Annotated in this window: 16 protein-coding genes; 14 read left to right on the forward strand and 2 right to left on the reverse strand. The window is 69.3% G+C overall.

The genetic code is table 11. From position 1 onward, the window contains the following. Positions 1–299 precede the first annotated feature (299 nt). Both ACFYO1_RS08600 and ACFYO1_RS08605 read right to left on the reverse strand, forming a co-directional pair. A complete protein-coding gene (locus ACFYO1_RS08600) occupies positions 300–632 on the reverse strand; it encodes a YnfA family protein (RefSeq protein WP_387228479.1) in 333 nt (110 codons plus the stop codon). 499 nt (positions 633–1131) lie between these two features. Further along, positions 1132–1878, reverse strand: a complete 747-nt coding sequence (locus ACFYO1_RS08605; protein ID WP_387228480.1) for a metallophosphoesterase — start codon at positions 1876–1878, stop codon at positions 1132–1134. Positions 1879–2184: 306 nt separating this feature from the next. Here ACFYO1_RS08605 and ACFYO1_RS08610 point away from each other — a divergent pair, with 306 nt between their 5' ends. From ACFYO1_RS08610 to ACFYO1_RS08675, 14 genes are all read left to right on the forward strand, one after another. Continuing rightward, positions 2185–3138: an alkaline phosphatase family protein gene (locus tag ACFYO1_RS08610; RefSeq protein ID WP_387228482.1), complete on the forward strand. Its 954-nt coding sequence runs from the start codon at positions 2185–2187 to the stop codon at positions 3136–3138. Positions 3139–3443: 305 nt separating this feature from the next. Further along, positions 3444–5846, forward strand: a complete 2403-nt coding sequence (locus ACFYO1_RS08615) for a RelA/SpoT family protein (protein ID WP_387228484.1) — start codon at positions 3444–3446, stop codon at positions 5844–5846. A 390-nt stretch (positions 5847–6236) separates the two neighbouring features. Beyond that, a complete protein-coding gene (locus ACFYO1_RS08620; protein WP_387228485.1) occupies positions 6237–7865 on the forward strand; it encodes a cutinase family protein in 1629 nt (542 codons plus the stop codon). Between the two features lie 54 nt (positions 7866–7919). Then, complete coding sequence (locus ACFYO1_RS08625; RefSeq protein ID WP_387228487.1) at positions 7920–8882, forward strand: hypothetical protein; 963 nt, start codon at positions 7920–7922, stop codon at positions 8880–8882. Between the two features lie 16 nt (positions 8883–8898). Further along, positions 8899–9777, forward strand: coding sequence for a MinD/ParA family protein (locus tag ACFYO1_RS08630; protein ID WP_387228490.1), 879 nt, complete (start codon positions 8899–8901; stop codon positions 9775–9777). After that, the gene (locus tag ACFYO1_RS08635) at positions 9774–10442 is read left to right on the forward strand and encodes a hypothetical protein (RefSeq protein ID WP_387228492.1); all 669 of its coding nucleotides are present in this window, start codon (positions 9774–9776) and stop codon (positions 10440–10442) included. Before ACFYO1_RS08630 ends, ACFYO1_RS08635 begins: the two co-directional genes overlap by 4 nt. A 51-nt stretch (positions 10443–10493) precedes the next feature. Beyond that, complete coding sequence (locus ACFYO1_RS08640) at positions 10494–10790, forward strand: hypothetical protein (RefSeq protein WP_014351788.1); 297 nt, start codon at positions 10494–10496, stop codon at positions 10788–10790. Next, positions 10790–11074 carry a hypothetical protein gene (locus ACFYO1_RS08645; RefSeq protein ID WP_387228494.1) on the forward strand — a complete coding sequence of 95 codons (285 nt, stop codon included), beginning with the start codon at positions 10790–10792 and terminating at the stop codon, positions 11072–11074. The genes ACFYO1_RS08640 and ACFYO1_RS08645 overlap by 1 nt, the downstream gene beginning before the upstream one ends. After that, positions 11071–11682 carry a hypothetical protein gene (locus ACFYO1_RS08650; protein ID WP_387228496.1) on the forward strand — a complete coding sequence of 204 codons (612 nt, stop codon included), beginning with the start codon at positions 11071–11073 and terminating at the stop codon, positions 11680–11682. The genes ACFYO1_RS08645 and ACFYO1_RS08650 overlap by 4 nt, the downstream gene beginning before the upstream one ends. After that, positions 11679–12494 carry a hypothetical protein gene (locus tag ACFYO1_RS08655; RefSeq protein ID WP_387228498.1) on the forward strand — a complete coding sequence of 272 codons (816 nt, stop codon included), beginning with the start codon at positions 11679–11681 and terminating at the stop codon, positions 12492–12494. The genes ACFYO1_RS08650 and ACFYO1_RS08655 overlap by 4 nt, the downstream gene beginning before the upstream one ends. A gap of 65 nt (positions 12495–12559) precedes the next feature. After that, on the forward strand, positions 12560–14032 hold the full coding sequence (locus ACFYO1_RS08660; protein ID WP_387231781.1) for a hypothetical protein: 1473 nt from the start codon (positions 12560–12562) through the stop codon (positions 14030–14032). Between the two features lie 2 nt (positions 14033–14034). Further along, a complete protein-coding gene (locus ACFYO1_RS08665; protein WP_378722964.1) occupies positions 14035–15525 on the forward strand; it encodes an SCO6880 family protein in 1491 nt (496 codons plus the stop codon). A gap of 7 nt (positions 15526–15532) precedes the next feature. Further along, complete coding sequence (locus ACFYO1_RS08670) at positions 15533–17851, forward strand: hypothetical protein (protein ID WP_387228500.1); 2319 nt, start codon at positions 15533–15535, stop codon at positions 17849–17851. 55 nt (positions 17852–17906) lie between these two features. Continuing rightward, the gene (locus tag ACFYO1_RS08675) at positions 17907–18215 is read left to right on the forward strand and encodes a transposase (protein WP_387228502.1); all 309 of its coding nucleotides are present in this window, start codon (positions 17907–17909) and stop codon (positions 18213–18215) included. The last annotated feature ends 44 nt before the right edge of the window (positions 18216–18259 follow it).

Consider the following 18259-nt stretch of genomic DNA (forward strand, 5'->3'; position numbering starts at 1 on the left):
CTCGGACTGGGCGGCTGCGTGTTCGGCGGGGTGTGCTCGGACTGGGCGGCTGCGTGTTCGGCGGGGTGTGCTCGGACTGGGCGGCTGCGTGTTCGGCGGGGTGTGCTCGGACTGGGCGGCTGCGTGTTCGGCGGGGTGTGCTCGGACTGGGTGACCGGGTATTCGGCAAGGCGCGCTCAGACAGAGCGGCCGCGTATACGCGGGGCGTGCACCCCTCGTCGCTCGGCGGGAGAAGACGCAGAGCGTCGACGCGGCGGCGTGACGCGATCATCGCTGGGCGGGTGGCACCGCCGGCCGATTCAGCGCCGCGGCGCGTACATGATGATGGCGACGCCGACGAGGCAGATGCCCGCGCCGAGATAGTCCCAGCGGTCGGGATGGAACTTGTCGACGAGCATCCCCCAGGCGAGCGAACCCGCGACGAATACACCCCCGTACGCCGCGAGGATGCGCCCGAAGTTCGGGTCCGGCTGCAAGGTCGCGACGAACCCGTAAGCCCCGAGCGCAACGACGCCCGCCGCGATCCAGACAACCCCGCGCTGCTCCCGCCAGCCCTGCCACACCAACCACGCCCCACCGATCTCGGCGACAGCGGCCAGCGCGAACAGCAGCAGCGAACGGATGACGGTCATGCCGTGAAACTACCGACCGCTTACACCCTCGCCGGGCCCGGCCGAGCCCGGCGAGCGCGCCGCCCACCCGCGCCCGCCGACCTGACCGGCTTCGCCGACCGCCCGGTCCACCTATCTCGACCCGCGCCGGTGGGTGGAGTTCGTGGAGTCCGACAATGTGGCGATCTCGGCGGCCTACCCGTGAGCGTCAGCGGCACAAACCGTTTCGGTGCCGCCTATTACTCCAGCCCGCCGCAGCTGTCCGAAGCCGATCTGCAACTGCCGGCCCTTTGGGATCGTGGACCCGCGAACCGGCCGGGTGTGAGCGAGAAAAGGACGCGCCGGCCTGATAACACCGCGTTCGGATCATTGGGCGATCTGGCGCACGTGCTCGGTCCGATGGGTTGGCGGACCCGCGATCTGGCCGGGTGCGAGCGAGGACGGACGTGCCGCGCTCGGATCGTCGGTCTGCATACAAGTCCGCAAACTTATGCGTGCCAGGCGAATTGCGGGGCCAGGCCTACTGCGGGGGCGTGATGTCGTAGAGGGCGTAGGGGCGGGCGAGCACCGGGTAGGAGACGTTGCGGACCGGCACTCCGCCTGTCGTGCAACCATTTTCGGTACCGCTGTGCGCATGACCGTGTATCGCGAGTGACGCGCGTCCCGCGTCGACGGCGTCGCCGAGTGCTTGGCAGCCGAGGCCCGGATAGATCTTCGGCGGCTCACCGGCCAGGGTGTCGACGACGGGGGAGAAGTGCATCAACGCGACCCGGATCTCGGTGTCCAAGGTGTCCAGCGCTTGACGCAGCAGCAGCGCATCGAGCGGGCCCCGCCGCATCCGTGCCCGATGCTCTTCGGTCCCTTCGTCGGGAGTTCCCGGATAGCCGGGAAACCCACCACTGCCGCCCATCACCCCGGCGATTCCGAGCCGAATCCCGTTCAGTTCCAGGGTGATCGCCGTCCCTTCGAGCATGTGCACGCCGATATCGCTCAGCTGAGCGGAGATTCGGAAACCCAGCTTGTGATCGTGATCGTGATTTCCGAGCACCGCGACGACCGGCACTGGCAGATCGGCGAGTTCGGCACAGAGCAGGTCCGCCTCGCTCATCCGGCCGCCCTCGGTGAGGTCTCCGGCCAGCAGTAGTACGTCGGCATGCTCATCTACCCGCAGGAACTCGGGTCGAAACCGCCCCGCCACAGCAGTGCGCATATGCATATCGGCGACGGCGGCGATCCGGATGCTTCGCTGCTCGGACTCGGCTGGCATGGCGTCAGCCAGCCATATCCACGCCGGGGTGTCAACCGCAATCTGCCGTTCACCCGCCCGCCATCGCGATGTGAGCTGGTCACATAGCTGATGGCTATGGAGCGTTCAGTCCCTGTTCAGCGAGGCAACGCGCGATGGCTCGACCGATGAAACGTCCATGAACACTGCCGCGACGGACTTCCGCCGGGTCGCCGCGCACCGCATGGTTCGGACTATGAGCGAGCGCGACGAGCGAGCGAGTCATCGGCACGGCGGGCGACGTGATGCGGGCGTCGCCGGCGGTAGCGCAATCGGGCGGGCAGGGGCATGAGCGGGTTCCGGATCTTCTCGAAAGCGCTTGCCGCCGTGGCGGTTACCGTCCTCCCACTGACCGTCCCGGCAGGCGGCGCACAGGCCGACGCCGGCGTCGACAAGGTGGTCCTGATCGGCCTCGACGGCCTCATGTACGACAAGGTCCTCCAGGTCAAGGCGCCGAACCTGATGCGGCTCAGCGCCGAGGGCATGCTCAGCCGCTCCTCGATCGCCCCGCACATCACCATCTCCGGTCCGTCCTGGGCGACCGTGCTGACCGGCGTCTGGGACCGCAAGCACGGGATCAAGGACAACAACTTCACCGCCGCCCCGTTCGCGCGGTACCCGACGGTCTTCACCCAGATCGAGCGCGCCGACTCGGCCCGCAAGACCCACTCCATCGCCACCTGGGACCAGATCGCCACCATGTCCGGCAGCGGCAACCCGCGCGCCGACGTGGTCGTCTCCACCCCGCCGGTCCCGCACGACCCGGACGAGGCCGAGACCGACGCGGCCACCGCCACCGCCGTGGTCGCCGCGATCGGCAAGTTCGCCCCCGACTTCCTCTTCACCCACCTCGACCAGGTCGATCACGCGGGTCACCGGGACGGCGCGGCCTCCGGCGCGTACCTCGACGCGGTCCGCCGCATCGACGAACAGGTCGGCCGTATCGCCGCCGCCGTCGACGCCAGGGTGAAGGCCAACCCGGCCGAACGCTGGACCATCCTGGTCACCGCCGACCACGGCCACCGGCCCGAGGGCGGCCATGGCGGCCAATCCCCGGACGAGACAACCAATTTCGTCATCGCCCGCGGACCCGGCTTCAGTGCGGGCGAGACCACCTCCCGCTACACCCTGGTCGATATCACCCCGACCATCGTCGATCTGCTGCACGTCCCGGCGAGCCCCGACTTCGACGGCCAGTCGATGATCACCCGCGAGCCGTCCTCGCCCGCCACCATTCGCTAGACCATCCGTTCGGTCACAACGCCTCCGAATCGACGCTTGATCTGTCACGCTGTCCTCTACGCCTCGGAAAGCCCCCAGCGAACCCAGCGCCATCCCGGCCGGAGAACCCGCAGGACGCCCGCCGCAACCGCGTGCCGGACGCCGGCGCGCGGCCGGGACTAAAGTTGGTGGTCTGGGCGGTTGCAGCGGTCGGATAGGGTGGTTCGATCGAGGCACGCGGCGCGAGCGACAGGCCCGGAGGCGGTTGCCTGCGTACCCACGACAGGGACCGTGAGCGCCGGAATCGGGCACTGAGAGGTGGTGGCATGACTCAGCACTTGGGCGAGGCGAATGTCGAGCAATCGGACGACGCCCCGCAGTCGAACGGTGCCGCCACCGGGGGAGAGCAGTCGAAGGAGAGCAAGCCGGCGAGCAATGGCACGCCGCGTCAACCGGGTACCGCCGCCGCCGTGCCGACCTCCGCCTCCCGCCGGGTCCGTGCCCGCCTCGCTCGCCGGATGACCGGTCAGCGCGGCATCGCCGCGGTCAAGCCGGTGCTCGAGCCGCTGGCCAGCGTGCACCGCGAGCTGTACCCGAAGGCGAACCTGACGCTGTTGCAGCGCGCGTTCGACGTGGCCGACGAACGGCACAAGCACCAGTTCCGCAAGTCCGGCGACCCGTACATCACGCACCCGCTCGCGGTGGCCAACATCCTGGCCGAGCTCGGCATGGACACCACCACGCTGGTCGCGGCGCTGCTGCACGACACCGTCGAGGACACCGGCTACTCGCTCGACCAGCTCACCCTGGACTTCGGCGCCGAGGTCGCGCACCTGGTCGACGGCGTGACCAAGCTGGACAAGGTCAACCTCGGCGCGGCCGCCGAGGCCGAGACCATCCGCAAGATGATCATCGCGATGGCCCGCGACCCGCGCGTGCTGGTGATCAAGGTCGCCGACCGCCTGCACAACATGCGCACCATGCGCTTCCTGCCACCGGAGAAGCAGGCGAAGAAGGCCAAGGAGACACTCGAAGTCATTGCGCCGCTTGCTCATCGGCTCGGCATGGCAACGGTCAAGTGGGAGCTCGAGGACCTCGCGTTCGCGATCCTGCACCCGAAGAAGTACGACGAGATCGTGCGCCTGGTCGCCGATCGGGCGCCGTCGCGCGACACCTACCTGGCCAAGGTGCGCGCGGAGATCGTGAATACCCTTGCGGCATCCCGGATCAACGCGATCGTCGAGGGCCGGCCGAAGCACTACTGGTCGATCTACCAGAAGATGATCGTCAAGGGTAAGGACTTCGACGACATCCACGACCTGGTCGGCATTCGTATCCTCTGTGACGAGGTGCGCGACTGCTACGCGGCCGTCGGCGTGGTGCACTCGCTGTGGCAGCCGATGGCGGGCCGGTTCAAGGACTACATCGCCCAGCCGCGCTACGGCGTCTACCAGTCGCTGCACACGACCGTCGTCGGTCCGGACGGCAAGCCGCTGGAGGTGCAGATCCGCACCCAGGACATGCACCGGACCGCCGAGTTCGGCATCGCCGCGCACTGGCGCTACAAGGAAACCCGCGGCAAGCACTCCAACGACTCCACCGAGGTCGACGACATGGCGTGGATGCGCCAGCTGCTCGACTGGCAGCGGGAGGCGGCCGACCCGGCCGAGTTCCTGGAGTCGCTGCGCTTCGACCTGAAGTCGCCGGAGATCTTCGTGTTCACCCCGAAGGGCGACGTGATCACGTTGCCGCAGAAGTCGACTCCGGTCGATTTCGCCTACGCGGTGCACACCGAGGTCGGGCACAAGTGCATCGGCGCCCGGGTGAACGGGCGGCTGGTCGCGCTGGAACGGCAGCTGGAGAACGGTGAGGTCGTCGAGGTGTTCACCTCGAAGGCACAGAACGCCGGACCCAGCCGGGACTGGCAGAACTTCGTCGTCTCGCCGCGCGCCAAGGCCAAGATCCGGCAGTGGTTCGCCAAGGAGCGCCGCGAGGAAGCCCTGGAGAACGGCAAGGAGCAGATCTCCAAGGAGGTCCGCCGGGTCGGGCTGCCGTTGCAGCGGCTGATGAGCGTGGACGCGATGACCGCGGTCGCGCACGAGCTGCACTACACCGACATCTCCACCCTGTACACCGCGGTCGGCGAGCACCAGGTCTCCGCGCACCATGTGGTGCAGCGGCTGATGGCACAGCTCGGCGGCATCGGCGACGTGGAGAACGAGCTGGCCGAGCGGTCGACCCCGTCCACCACGCCGAACCGGCAGCGCACCACCGGCGACGCCGGCGTGCTGATCCCCGGCGCGTCCGGCACCGTGGCCAAGCTGGCCAAGTGCTGCACCCCGGTGCCCGGTGACGAGATCATGGGCTTCGTGACCCGCGGCGGCGCGGTCAGCGTGCACCGCACCGACTGCACCAACGCCGGATCGCTGCGGGACCAGGCCGAACGCATCATCGAGGTGTCCTGGGCGCCGTCGCCGTCGTCGGTGTTCCTGGTGGCCATCCAGATCGAGGCGCTCGATCGCACCCGTCTGCTCTCCGATGTGACGAAGGTGCTGGCCGACGAGAAGGTGAACATCCTGTCCGCGTCCGTCGCCACGCACGGCGACCGGGTCGCGATCAGCAAGTTCACCTTCGAGATGGGCGACCCGAAGCACCTCGGGCATCTGCTCAACGTGGTCCGGAATGTGGAAGGCGTCTACGACGTCTACCGCGTCACCTCCGCGGCATAGCAGACGATTTCCGGGGTCCTCGCCTGAAATAGTCCGGCGAGGTCATCTCCCCTTGACGTGTCAATTGTCGTGCGCGTAGCAACCTCTCGGCGAACCATCCGCGAAGGCTGAGATATCTGCCCGAATGCCGAAGCCTTCGGGCGAACGGAAGTTGGAGTCCCGGTAGGGATTTGGCGTTACGGGTGGGTCGCCGAGCGATTGCTCTCGTTTTCGGACCATCGGAAAGTTGCCGGGCAAGGTTGCTCGGCACGCAGGAATGTGTGAAACCCGTTTCGGCAGTTCTTGGAAAGTTTTCGGCGACGCCCCAGCAATAGTCGGAATCTGTTACGGTCTATTGCGTTTCATGGCGTTGAGGGTAACTGCGGCAACACGGATTGATTGCGGATCGCTATGACTAGTTGTGCGGCAAGAGTCACGGGGGTGCTGACAGCACTCGCCGTGACGGTGGCTATGGCGGGCACCGCCGTGGCCGGTCCGCCGAATCCCGCGGGCCCCTCGACCGATATCGCGCTCAGCGCGTGTCCGGCATTGTACGCCTTGGGGATTCAGGGCACCGGCGAATCGTCACCGGATGCCGCGCCGTCTACCGACACCGGCATGCTGTCCACTGTTTTCCGGCCGATGCTGGCCAAGGCCACCGATCCCGGACTGGTCGATCGGGCTTACGTGCCTTACGAATCCGGCTTCGGCGGGGCGACCGCGGGCGGCGCCGCGCCGTACTCCGAATCGGTGACCGGCGGACTGGCCCGGCTGCGCACGATGGCCAAGGCCGTCGCCGACCGCTGCGCGGACACCAGGTTCGCGGTGGTCGGCTATTCGCAGGGCGCACACGTGGCTTCGATGTTCGCGCAGGAGGTCGGGCAGGGGCAGGGCGTGCTGCCTGCCGAAAAGGTCGCGGCGGTCGCACTGTTCGCCGATCCGACCCGCAACCCGGGCGCGCCGCTGTTCCCCGGCTCGCCGGGTAAGGCATCACCGGATCCGGCGCCCGGCACCGCCGGCGATCGACTCGCCGCGATCACCGCGCTGCCGCAGACCCCCGCCGACGGCGGCGGCATCGGCCCGGATCGGGACCGGGCGGCCAACTTCGGCGCGCTCACCGGCCGGGTGGCCAGCTTCTGCGCGGCCGGCGATCTCGCCTGTGACGCACCGTCGGGCGCGCCGATCCTCAAGGCGGTCACCAACGTCGTCGGCCAGTCCAAGCTGAGCGGCGGCGACCCGATCGCCTCGCTGGTCTCCATCGCGCAAGCCCTGGCATACACCTCGATCAAGACCGCGACCAAGGTCGCCAACGAGGACATCCAGGGCAACTCGCTCGCGACGCTGGCCATCTCGCCCAAGAAGTCGATCTCCGAGCGGCTCGCCGACGCCGCCGACCCGCGCACCCCGCTGGACCTCCCCGCCGCGCTACAGGCGCTGCTGAAGGTCGGCATGATCGGCCTGAACGCGGTCGTCACCGTGGTCAAGTCGGTGATCAACCCGTCGACCATCGCCGAACTGGCCACCGCGGGCCTGTCGAACCCGCCGGCCGCGCTGCTGTCGCTCGGCACCAAGCTGGTCGGCGCGGTCGCCCAGCTCGTCCCGCCGACCACCGGCGTCCGTCTGGTCACCCAGGCCTTCGACGCGGTGGTGCAGAACATCACCGACAACAGCCAATTGCTGAACACCGCCACCTGGGTGCGGTACTGGGACACCATCCAGCGGCACGGCGCGTACAACACCGCGACGGTCGCCGCCAACGGCGAAACGCCGACCGCCTTCGTCGCCGACTGGCTCGCCGCGATCGCCCGCGATATCGCCGGTGCGTTCGGCGCGAACAGCAGGCCGGCGGGCGGTCCGGACAAGCCGCCGACGGGATTCTTCGGCGAGCGATCCGGCGCGTCGACTACGCCTAATTCATCCGGTACGGGACAATTTCCGTTCGGGACAGGAGCCGAAGGCGCCTCATCCGGCGGCGCGACGTCGATTCCGCCCACCGATCGACCCGGCACACCCAACACCTACCCGTTCTCCACGAACTGATCGCCGAGAGGGTCCGACGATGAGCTATGTGCCTCGCGCAGCGGGAATGGGGGAATGTTGAAGTCGTACAAAGAACTGTCCCGATGGTATGCCGCGCTGGAGCCGGAGACCGCGCCGGTGCCGCCGAGCGCCGCGGGTGCGGTGCCGTTGGACGAAGACGGGCCGGCTCGGTATCCGCACTACATCCGCGACGAACCGCAGCCCGAGGTCCCCGCCGACCTACCGCAGCGCAGCGAGTTCACCGGCGGCTGGTCGGACTGGGTGGGCCGGGCCCCCGGCCCCGACGACGACTACACCCCGCGGGACGCGGATCTGGTGCGTTTCCCCTGGCCCGACGACGAGGACTACGACGACCCGCTGGACGAGCCGCGACCGCGCTCGGCCAGCGCGTTGCGTCTGGAGGCGCGCGCCAGGTACTCCCGGCGCAGTCGCGTGTTCGTGGTGCTCGTCATCGCCGTGCTGCTGCTCGGCGCGGCGGCCGCGGGCGTGCTGTTCCTGTTGCACACCACGAATTCGCGCGCCGCGGCCCCCCGGCCCCCGGTCAGCTGGGCCTCGATGCAGTTGCCCGCGAGCAATGCCCAGGCGGGCGTGAGCACCGACAGCCTGCGCGGCAAGTCGCAGGCCGGCGTGACCACCTACCGCACCAACGGCCCCTGCCCGACCGAGCGCACCGCGACGATCGTGCGTGGCGCCGAAACCGGCGGCACCGCAACGGGTCCCGACGCTATCCTGGCGTTCCAGTACGCGTACTACGTCGAGCGCTCCGGCGAGCAGGTCCGCCAGGTCGTCGCGCCGGACGCCAATGTCTCACCCGCGCAAACGATTCAGCGCGGCATCGATACCATCCCCGTCGGCACCACGCACTGCGTGCGGATCGTGACCATCTCGGACAATCGGTACTCGGTGGAGGTCACCGAGTACCGCCCCGGCGGCGTGCCCGCCACGTACAACAAGCAGACGGTCACCACCGCGGTGATCGACGGCCGCACCCTGATCACGGGTATCGCGGCCGGATAGAGGAGAGCAGGAAGCGATGGGAGAGGACTGGAGCCGCTGGCTCGACGAGGCGCCCGAGCAGGGTGAACCGTCGAGCCGGCCTGCGCGCTCCAAGGCTCCGGTGGTGCGATTGCGGCGCGGCAAGGGCAGCGGTTCCGGCGCGGAACAACCCTTGCAGCGGCCCATCCTGGTGGTCGGCGGCTGCGGTGGTGCGGGCACCACCACGACGGCACTGGGGATCGCGGGCGAGCTCGGCATGGCGGGTACCCCGACCGTCGCGGTGGACGCGACTGCCGCGGGCAGCGACCTCGCGCTGCGCGGCGCGGACGAACACCTGCACCCGATCAGCCTGCAATCGTGGCTGTACGGGCGCGGCGACGACGAACCGGCCCCGCTGAAGGAGTGCCTCTCCCGGGCCACCTCCGGAATCGGTTTACTGTGGCGCGATTCCGCGCCGCTGCGCAGGCGGGCGACCTACCTCACGGTGGCGCGCGCGGTGTACGACTCCGGCTTCACCGCGGTCTACGACGGCGGCAACCCGATTGCCGGACGGCAGCTGCGCCCGCTGCTCGATGACGCGGATGTTGCTCTGGTGCTTGCCATTCCGGCGCGCGCCGACGCCGCGAACCGGCTCCGGGTCACCCTGGAATGGCTCGACGACCAGTTCGGCGACTCCGCCGAGGGGCAGGGCGGCGGCATCGTCGGCGACACGACAATCGTTGTCTCACACCAGCATCCGGGTACCGAGTCCGGCGTAGCCGAGCATTTGCGCGAGCATCTGTCCGGCTGGGTCCGCGATATCCGGGAGATTCCCTACGACCCGCACCTGGCCAGGGGTGAGCTGGTCCGGCACGCGTCGCTGTCCCTCGATACGCGCCGGGCGTATGGGCGCCTGCTGGCCGGGGTGGCATCATGACGGCCGCCATGAAGTTTCGCCGTCAGTCCGAATCCGCGCCCGCGGGCGTCGTCGCCCCGCCGGAGTCGCGCCGCGCGCCGATCTGGGACCGTCCGGTGCCCGGGGTCGGCCGCGCCCCGCTGGTGTGGGTGATGGGTGTGCACGGCGGCGCCGGAGCCAGTAGCCTCGCGCATGTGCTTGCGCCGGCGGCGGATTCGAGCCGCCGCTGGCCCGGCGTCTACGACCGCGAATCCCCGTTCGTGGTGCTGGTGGCGCGTGAGACCATCGCTGGCCTCACCCGCGCGCATGACCTACTGCGCCAACATCATTCGGGGTTCGCCGGCTCGTGTGAGGTGCTCGGCCTGATCACCGTCGCCGCGCGCCCCGGCCGGCTGCCCGCGGAGATCCGCCGCTACCGCGACGTGGTCGGTTCGCTGGCCGGGCAGCTGTGGCAGGTCCCGTGGTATGAGGAATGGACGCTGGTGGAACCGGAGAAGCTGCCGGTATGGGCGCCCGGTGATCCGCTGCCGCCGAAGAAACGAAAGATCGACCCCTTGGAAGAGGTACCGCTGGATGTCCGGGAGCTCGGCGCCGACATCGTCGCGGCGGCTCGAACCGCACTGGAGGAGGCACAACTCGGCGATCCGGCGCGAGACCGGGCAAGTAGAAAGCCACCCGATCAATGAACGTCCGCATCGAATCGGCGACGACTCAACTACTTTCGAGAAAGGCACCCGATGAGCACGATTCTCCTCGCCGTGCAGGACACGTACGGCACCGTACTCGCGCAGGTCGGTAACCCGACGCCCGAGGCGCCTCCGGGCTCGGAGAAGATCCTCCAGCTGGTGCGCTACCTGACCTGGTTCGTGCTGTTGTCCGGTATCTGCGGAATCACTTACGCGGGCGGCAAGTTCGCGTGGGAGAAGTGGACGGGTGGCGGGCTCGAATCGCCGAAGATGGTGGCCGGCGCCATGATCGGTGGCGTCGTCGCGACCAGCGCCGGCACCATCATGAACGCCGTTATTGGAACCTGATGTCCGACATATCGACCGTGCGCGTGCCGGCAGCCGAGCTGCTGGCCTACAAGCAGATGCCCGCCGAGGTGCTGGAACCGCTGATGCAGCTGCTGAACTGGCTGCTGTGGTTCGTCCTGCTGGTGTGTCTGGCCTGGATGATCGTTTCCGCGGGCAAGCTGTGGATCGCTTTCCGCAGCGACCTCGCGATGAACGACGCCTCGCACGGGGTGCTGATGAGCCTGCTCGGGGCGATAGTGGCGAGCACAGCGTCGGGAATCGCGCTGGCTTTCCTGCCGACATGAGCGAGGGCAGGGGGACCGTGGGGGCGCTCGGCGCGGTGGTGCTGATCGCGGCGGTCGGTTGTGGCGGTGGCGACGGCCGCTCCGGACCCGACCTGTCGGCGGCGCCGACCGGGGTGCGGTGGCAGCCGTTCCAGGGCGTGCCGCTACCGCAGACCGACCAGGGACCGAAGTCGACAGCCGACGGCGCCGCAACGGGTTTCGAGCATTCGCCGCGCGGAGCCGGCGTCGCGGCGATCACCCATGCCCTGCGCCTAGCCGTCGCCGCGGACAGTCAATGGGCGAAAGTGGCCGCGCGGGAAGTGGTTCCGGGCGCCGCGAAGGACGAGTGGGCGGTGAACCGGATCCAGCTGTCGATCAGCGGACCGGCGAGCCCCGACTACGCGCCGCGCGTGCTCGGCTACAAGATCACCGGCTACACCGACCAGCGCAGCACCGTCGACGTGCACACCGAGTACTCGGACAACTCCAAGGCGGTGAACCACACCACCGTCGAATGGTTCGGCCAGGACTGGCGCTTACGCCTGCCCGATCCGGGCGCCACCGACAGACCTATCGACGCGATCGACGTAATACCTGATGACTCAGTGAAATTGGAGGCACCGAAGTGACCGAGAAGGGGTCGTCCGCGCGCGATCGCGTCTCCTTCGGTGCTGTCGCGTCCGCAGCCGTGCTGGCGCTCATCGTGATCGTGGGAATCGTCGTCTACATCAGCCGGGACGACAGCGGCCCGGCGGCCGGTGGACCCGCGCCCGCCGAGTCGGCCGGTGGCACCGGCTTCGCCGCCCCCGAGGTGGACATCCTCGGGCGGCGCGTCGACGTGCCCAACAACGCTGCCGGACAATCGCTTCCGCAGGATCCGACCCGCCAGCGCAAGCCCTCGGACAGCGACTGGCTGACCGCGGCGCCGGAAGGCACCACCGCGACGCACGGCTGGCAGCGGGTGTACGGCGCGTCCGTGCCGTTCTCCACCTCCGACGGTCCGACCCGAATCGAAGACGGTCTGGCCGTTGGCTATTCGCACACGCCGCAGGGCGCGGTGCTGGCCGCGGCGCAGATCACCTACCGGCTCAACGCCCGTCCCGCCGACCGCGATCTGTACGTGACGCAGGTGCGGGTCTCGGCTCAGCAGATCGCCGCCTACGACAAGGCACTCGGCAACAACAAGCTGCCCGCGCAGCAGCCGGAGCGGGTGACCAAGTACTTCGTCGCCTCGGACGCGTTCAAGGTCGACGACTACGCCGACGACCTGGCCATCGTCCGGCTCGCCTCACGCGGCCCGGTGGTCGACGGCAAACAGTTATGGGCGGCGATCCGCCTGGTGATGGTCTGGGATGCCGGCGACTGGCGACTCAAGCCATCGACGTCCAATACCGCACAAACCGAGTACGTCGAATCGCTGGGCGGGTGGACGAAATGGTGAGCACGATGGGCAGGGCACGACGCGAACATGATGGCCGACCTGCGGAGCAGCGAGGGGTGCAGACAATGGTGAGGCGACTACTCACGATCTTCGCGGTCATCTTCACGGTGATGATGGCGACGCCGACCGTGGCCTACGGCCAGCAGTACGGCTTCGACGAGACGTGCAACGAGATCCACGACACGCTCGACAATGTCGGCCTGCCCGGCATCTCCCTCGGCGATGCCGCCTCCGCCGCGTGCAAGGCGGGCAATGCCGCCTCGCATCCGGGCCAGGCGGCCACCGCGGTGAAGGACAAGGCGTGGGACTCGACCTTCGGCAAGGTGGTCGACTCGCTGATGAACGGCCTCGGCGAGGCCATCATCCTGGCGCTGACCTTCTGGATGAAGGTGCCCAACGAGGCGGCCAGCGATGGGGGTTCGCTGTTCACGAAGATCAACGAATACACCTATCAGGCACAGATATTGCTCTTGATCGCCTCGGTGATACTCTCCGGCGCGCGCTTGGCCGAGGCCAGACGCGGGGCCACGATGAACGAGGCCGCCGAATCGTTCCGGATGTTCGCCAGGGTGGTGTTCAGTTCCTGGATGCTCGGCGCGGTGATCGTCGCCGGCACCCAGGCCTCGGATCGGTTCGCCGAGTGGATCATCAACGACTCGACCAACGGCAACGCCAAGGACCTGGCCGAGCTGATGGTGAAAACCAGTAAGTTGCAGGCGTTTTCGCCGGGTCTGGTGCTGATCATCGCGATCGTCGGATTGCTCGGCGCGCTCGCGCAGATCGTGCTGGCCATCGTCCGGCAGGGGTTGCTGATCATCGCGGCCGGTGTGCTGCCGCTAGCCGCGGCCGCGTCCGGGATGAACGTCGGAAAACAGTCCTACCAGAAGCTGATCGGCTGGATCATCGCGTTCATGCTGTGGAAACCGGTGGCCGCGATCGTCTACATGATCGCGTTCACCACCGCGGGCCACGTGGACTCGATGACCGGCACCAACGGTTTGCCGGATGGTGAACAGGCGCAACGGATGCTGGTCGCGATCGTGCTGCTGTGCAGCGTCGCGTTCGTGCTGCCCGCGCTGATGCGGTTGGTCACGCCCGCGGTCGCGATCGTGGGCAGCGGCGGTTCCGGTCTGACCGCGACCGGCGGCACCTTGCTCGCGGTCGCCGGCCTGGGCGCCATGGGCACCAAAGCCGTTGGCGTGAAAGGCACTGCGGCCTCGGGCGCTCCGGGGTATGTCGGCGGCAGCGGCGCGGGTCCGCGGCCGCCGGGCGGCGCGGGCGGACGCGGCGGCGGCGCCCCACGCCCGACGCCGCCGCGCGGTGGCGGCGGTCCGGCCGGCGGTGCGGCACCGCGCGCCTCCGGGCCCCAGGGCGCGGCGGGAGTACCGTCCGGTGCGACCAGGGCGGCGGGGCGGATCGGTGCGGCGCGGGCCGCGACGAGCAGCCTGAACCGTGCCGACCAGGCGATGGGTGATGTGGCCGGTGACCGTTGGGCGAATCGCTCGCCCGACCTCGGGAGGAGCACCATTCCGCGATGACGATGACGACGAACGACACCTACGAGCGCCGCTCGTACGGGCTGTGGCAGAAGCCCCGCAGCGCAGGACTTTTCGGCCTGCGCTGGGAAGAGACCGTGATCGGCTTCGTGGTGGTGATCACGGCGTTGATCACCGCGATGGTCGGCGGCTTCAAATGGGGTTTGATCGTCGGAGTCACCGGCGTCGTGATCATGGTTCCACTGGTGTGGCGGACCGGGGGCCGCTCGGGCTACGAGACGGGATTGATGATGTTCAACTGGATGCGCTCGCGCAAGAACGGCGAGCACGTGTACCGGGGTGGCCGGTTCTCCCGGATCCCGGGCGGCGTCACCCGGCTGCCGGGCCTGCTCGCGCCCTCGAAGCTCTACGAGGGCATCGACGCGGGCGGTTACAGCTTCGGCATGATCCACCTGCCGCAGTTCGCCCAGTACACGGTCGTGCTGCGGGCCTGGCCGCAAGGCCACGAGGCCGTGGATCAGCCGGTGATCGACCGCTGGGTGTCGGCCTGGGGCACGTTCCTCGCCTCGGTCGGCCAGACCAGTGACATCGTCGCGGTCGTGCCGGTGATCGACACCGTGCCGGAGACCGGAAACCGTTTGCTCACCGAGGTTTCCACGATCACCCGGCCGGAGGCGCCGGAACTGGCGCAGCAGGTGATGTACGAGCTCGCCACCGAGCTGCCGCAGGAGCGGGTGCAGCTGCTGCCGCGCGTGGCGATCACGTTCAAGGCCACCACCGCCGAGCGGCGCAAGAACCCGGCCGAGGAGGCGGTCGAGATCGGCCGCAGGCTGCCGGGCATCTGCGCGGCGCTGGCCGAGGCGGGCGTGCGCGCCCAGCCGATGTCGGCGGACGAGGTCATCGCGTTCATCCGGCGCAGCTACGACCCGGCCTCGCAGGCGGACCTGGAGGTCGCGTCGAGCGAGCCCGAGGGCCACGGCCTGGACTGGGCCGACGCGGGTCCGGTGTCGCACGACGAGAAGTGGGACCACTTCGTGCACGACGGCGGCCGTTCGGTCACCTGGGAGATGGACGCCGCCCCCGAGGGCGCGGTGGACGAGCGGGTGCTGCAACGACTGCTCGCGCCCAATCCCGAAGTGCCGCGCAAGCGCATCGCCATCGTGTACCGGCCGCACTCGGCCGCCGACGCCGCCGAGATCGTCGACGACGACTTCAAGAACGCGCTGGTGGCCCAGCAGAGCGAACGCGGTGTGGTGTCCGCGGCGGCGACCCTGCGGGTGGGCGCCACCCAGCAGGCCCGTGAGGAGCAAGCCCGGGGTCACGGTGTGACCCGCTTCGGAGCGTTGGTGACCATCACCGAGCCCCTGCGCGGCGATCTGCCGCGTATCGAAGCCATCACGCGCGACCTGTCCACGCAGGCGCGGTTGAAGATCCGGCGGTGTTACCGCTACCAGGCGGCGGCCTTCGCGGCCTCGCTCGGTTGCGGGGTGATCCTGCCGGAGCACGCGACAATTCCGAAGGCACTGGCGGGGTGAGTAATACATGGCACGTGACCACGAGCCACCCGTACGCGACCGCGACGAGCCCGCGGCCCGGCGCGATCGGCGGCGCGACGAGGACGAGTGGGGCGAGCGCCCCGAGTCCGGCCGCCGCGGCGTGCGCGAACGCTCCGGCATCGAGGAGATGCCGGACCGCGCACGGCGATTCGGCAGGGGCGCGGCGCGGGTGACGGGCGACGACCGGTCGGGACTGGACGAGATGTCCGAGCGGGAACGCGCGCGGGCGGCGGCCGAACGCCGGGCCCGGGCCGAGAGCGCCCGGGCCGCCGACGGGTCGCGCCCTGATCGGTCACGCGCCGAAATCGGCCGGGGCGAACGCAGTTCGGACCGGGCGCGCGGCGACGCGGCCCGCAGCGCACGGGCGCGCGACGGTGAGCGTCCGGCGCGCGGCGAACGGTCCCGCTCGGGTCAGCCGGACCCACGCGGCGGGCGGACCCTCCGCAACGGCAGGCCGGAGCGCGGCGTGCAGGATCGCAACGGCTCGCGGGCCGGCCGTAACCCACAGCGCCCCACCAAGACCGACTACACCGCCGACCGGGCCATGGGCACGCCGGTGATGGACAAGGCGGCCCTGCGCGCCAAGGCGAAGGCCGACCGGCGCAAGACCTCGGGCCCGCCGCTGCTCGACGAGGTGACCCGGGCCAAGCTGGAGATGATCGTCCGCGAGCAGACCGGCCTGCGGGCGGCGTTCGCGCAGTTCCGGATTCGCACCGACGACATCCGCAGGCGCAACTACGCCGCGCGCGCCGAGCAGGTCTTCGAGGACGGATTCGACCGCAGCACAGCCCAGCTCACCGACCGCGGTTACGCGGGGGAGGGCGGCGGCCGGATGAACGTGGTCGGCCGCCCGGTCGAATACCGTGCCACCACAGCGCAAGTCGCCGGCCTGTGGCCGTGGTCGGTCGGCGCCGGCGCGCCGCTGATCGGCACCCCGCTCGGCTCGCACCTGCACACCGGCGCGCCGGTCTGCTTCGACCCGATGAACTGGTTCATGCGCGGCAGCTTCATCACCGCGCCGAGCCTGTTCGTGCTGGGCCTCAACGGTTTCGGCAAGTCGTCGCTGGTGCGCCGGATCGTGCTCGGCGGCATCGCGCAGGGCATCACGCCGCTGATCCTGGCCGACGTGAAGCCGGACTACCGCAAGCTGGTCGAGCTGGTCGGCGGCCAGGTGATCGATCTCGGGTACGGCCACGGCAAGCTCAATCCGCTCGCCGCCGGCGTGCTCGGCGCGGTGGTGCCGCGGCTGGATGACCATCCGGCGCTGCAGATTCAGGTGCTGCAGGATCTGCGGGCCCGTCAGGTGACGCTGATCGCCGGTCTGGTCGAGCTGGTCCGCGGCGCGCGGGTGCGTGACTACGAGGAGACGCTGATCGCGACCGCGTTGCGCATCCTCTACCAGCCGGGCAGCGGCTACACGCCGGACCAGCCGCCGATCATGGAGCACCTGCTGGAGGTGATCGTCGCCGGCGGTGAGGAACTGATGCTCGACGCGGGCGCCGACGATCCCGAGGAATACAACAACGCGATCAAGAACCTGCGGCGTTCGCTGCGCGCGCTCACCCAGGGCCCGTTCGGGGCGATCTTCAACGGCCAGACCTCGGTGCCGATCGACACCGGCGCGGTCGCGGTCTGCATCGACGTCTCGCACATCCCGACCGGGGACAAGAAGCTCAAAGCCGCGGTGATGCTGGCCTGCTGGGCCGACGGGTTCGCCTCGGTCGAGGCCGCGCACGTGCTCTCCGACGCCGACCTCGGCCCGCAGCGCTACTTCCAGGTGGTGATGGACGAGCTGTGGCAGGTGCTCGGCCTCGGCGACTTCATGGTCGACCGCGTGGACGAGCTGACCCGATTGCAGCGTGGCATCGCCACCTCGCTGATCATGATCAGCCACACCATCAAGGACCTGCAGGCGCTCGGTTCCGAGGCCGCGATCGCGAAGGCGCTCGGCTTCCTGGAACGCGCGCGCGCCAAGATCTTCGGCGCGCTGCCCGGCGAGGAGGTCAAGCGGCTCGACAGCATCGTCCCGTTCACCTCCGCCGAGGAACAGATGGTCACCGGCTGGTCCGCGCCCCAGGCGCTGACCGGGGAGGCGCTCAAACCGGGCCAGCAGCGCCCGTCGCCGCCGGGCACCGGCAAGTTCCTGCTGAAGATCGGTGAGGATCGCCGGCCGGGCATCCCGTTCCACATGGAGTTCACGCTCTCGGAGAAGGAGAGCGGCATCCACGACACCAACCAGCGGTTCAGCGAGTTCACCGAATCGACTGCCCGAGGGACGGATTCGCCGAGCGGGAGTGCCGCATGAGAGAACAGCCGAGAAGCCGGTTATCGATGCACCGCCGCGGCGGGAGGTGCGTCGGATGATGCCCCATCGCTCCTACCGCCGGGTGTCGCCGGAGGTGCGCCAGGCCGCCGTCCAGCAGGTCGTCGCGCTCACCGCGCAGATGAGCAGCGAGTCCGAAGCCTGCCGGGTGGTCGCCGAACAGATCGGCGTGCACACCAACTCGGTGCGCAACTGGGTGCGCGCCGCCGAGGGCCCCAGCCTGGAGCGAATGGACGCCTCCGCCCTGCGTCGCAAAGTAGCTCTGCTGCAACAACAACTGGCGGCCGCCGCCGAAATGAACCGCACCCTGGCCGACACCCTCAACGAATCCCGGCGCAGCCAGTGAATCCCGATCAGACCCAATGCGCCGTCTACCGGACAAGGGGTGCC

This window comes from Nocardia sp. NPDC006044 (assembly GCF_042871115.1).
GTDB lineage: Bacteria > Actinomycetota > Actinomycetes > Mycobacteriales > Mycobacteriaceae > Nocardia.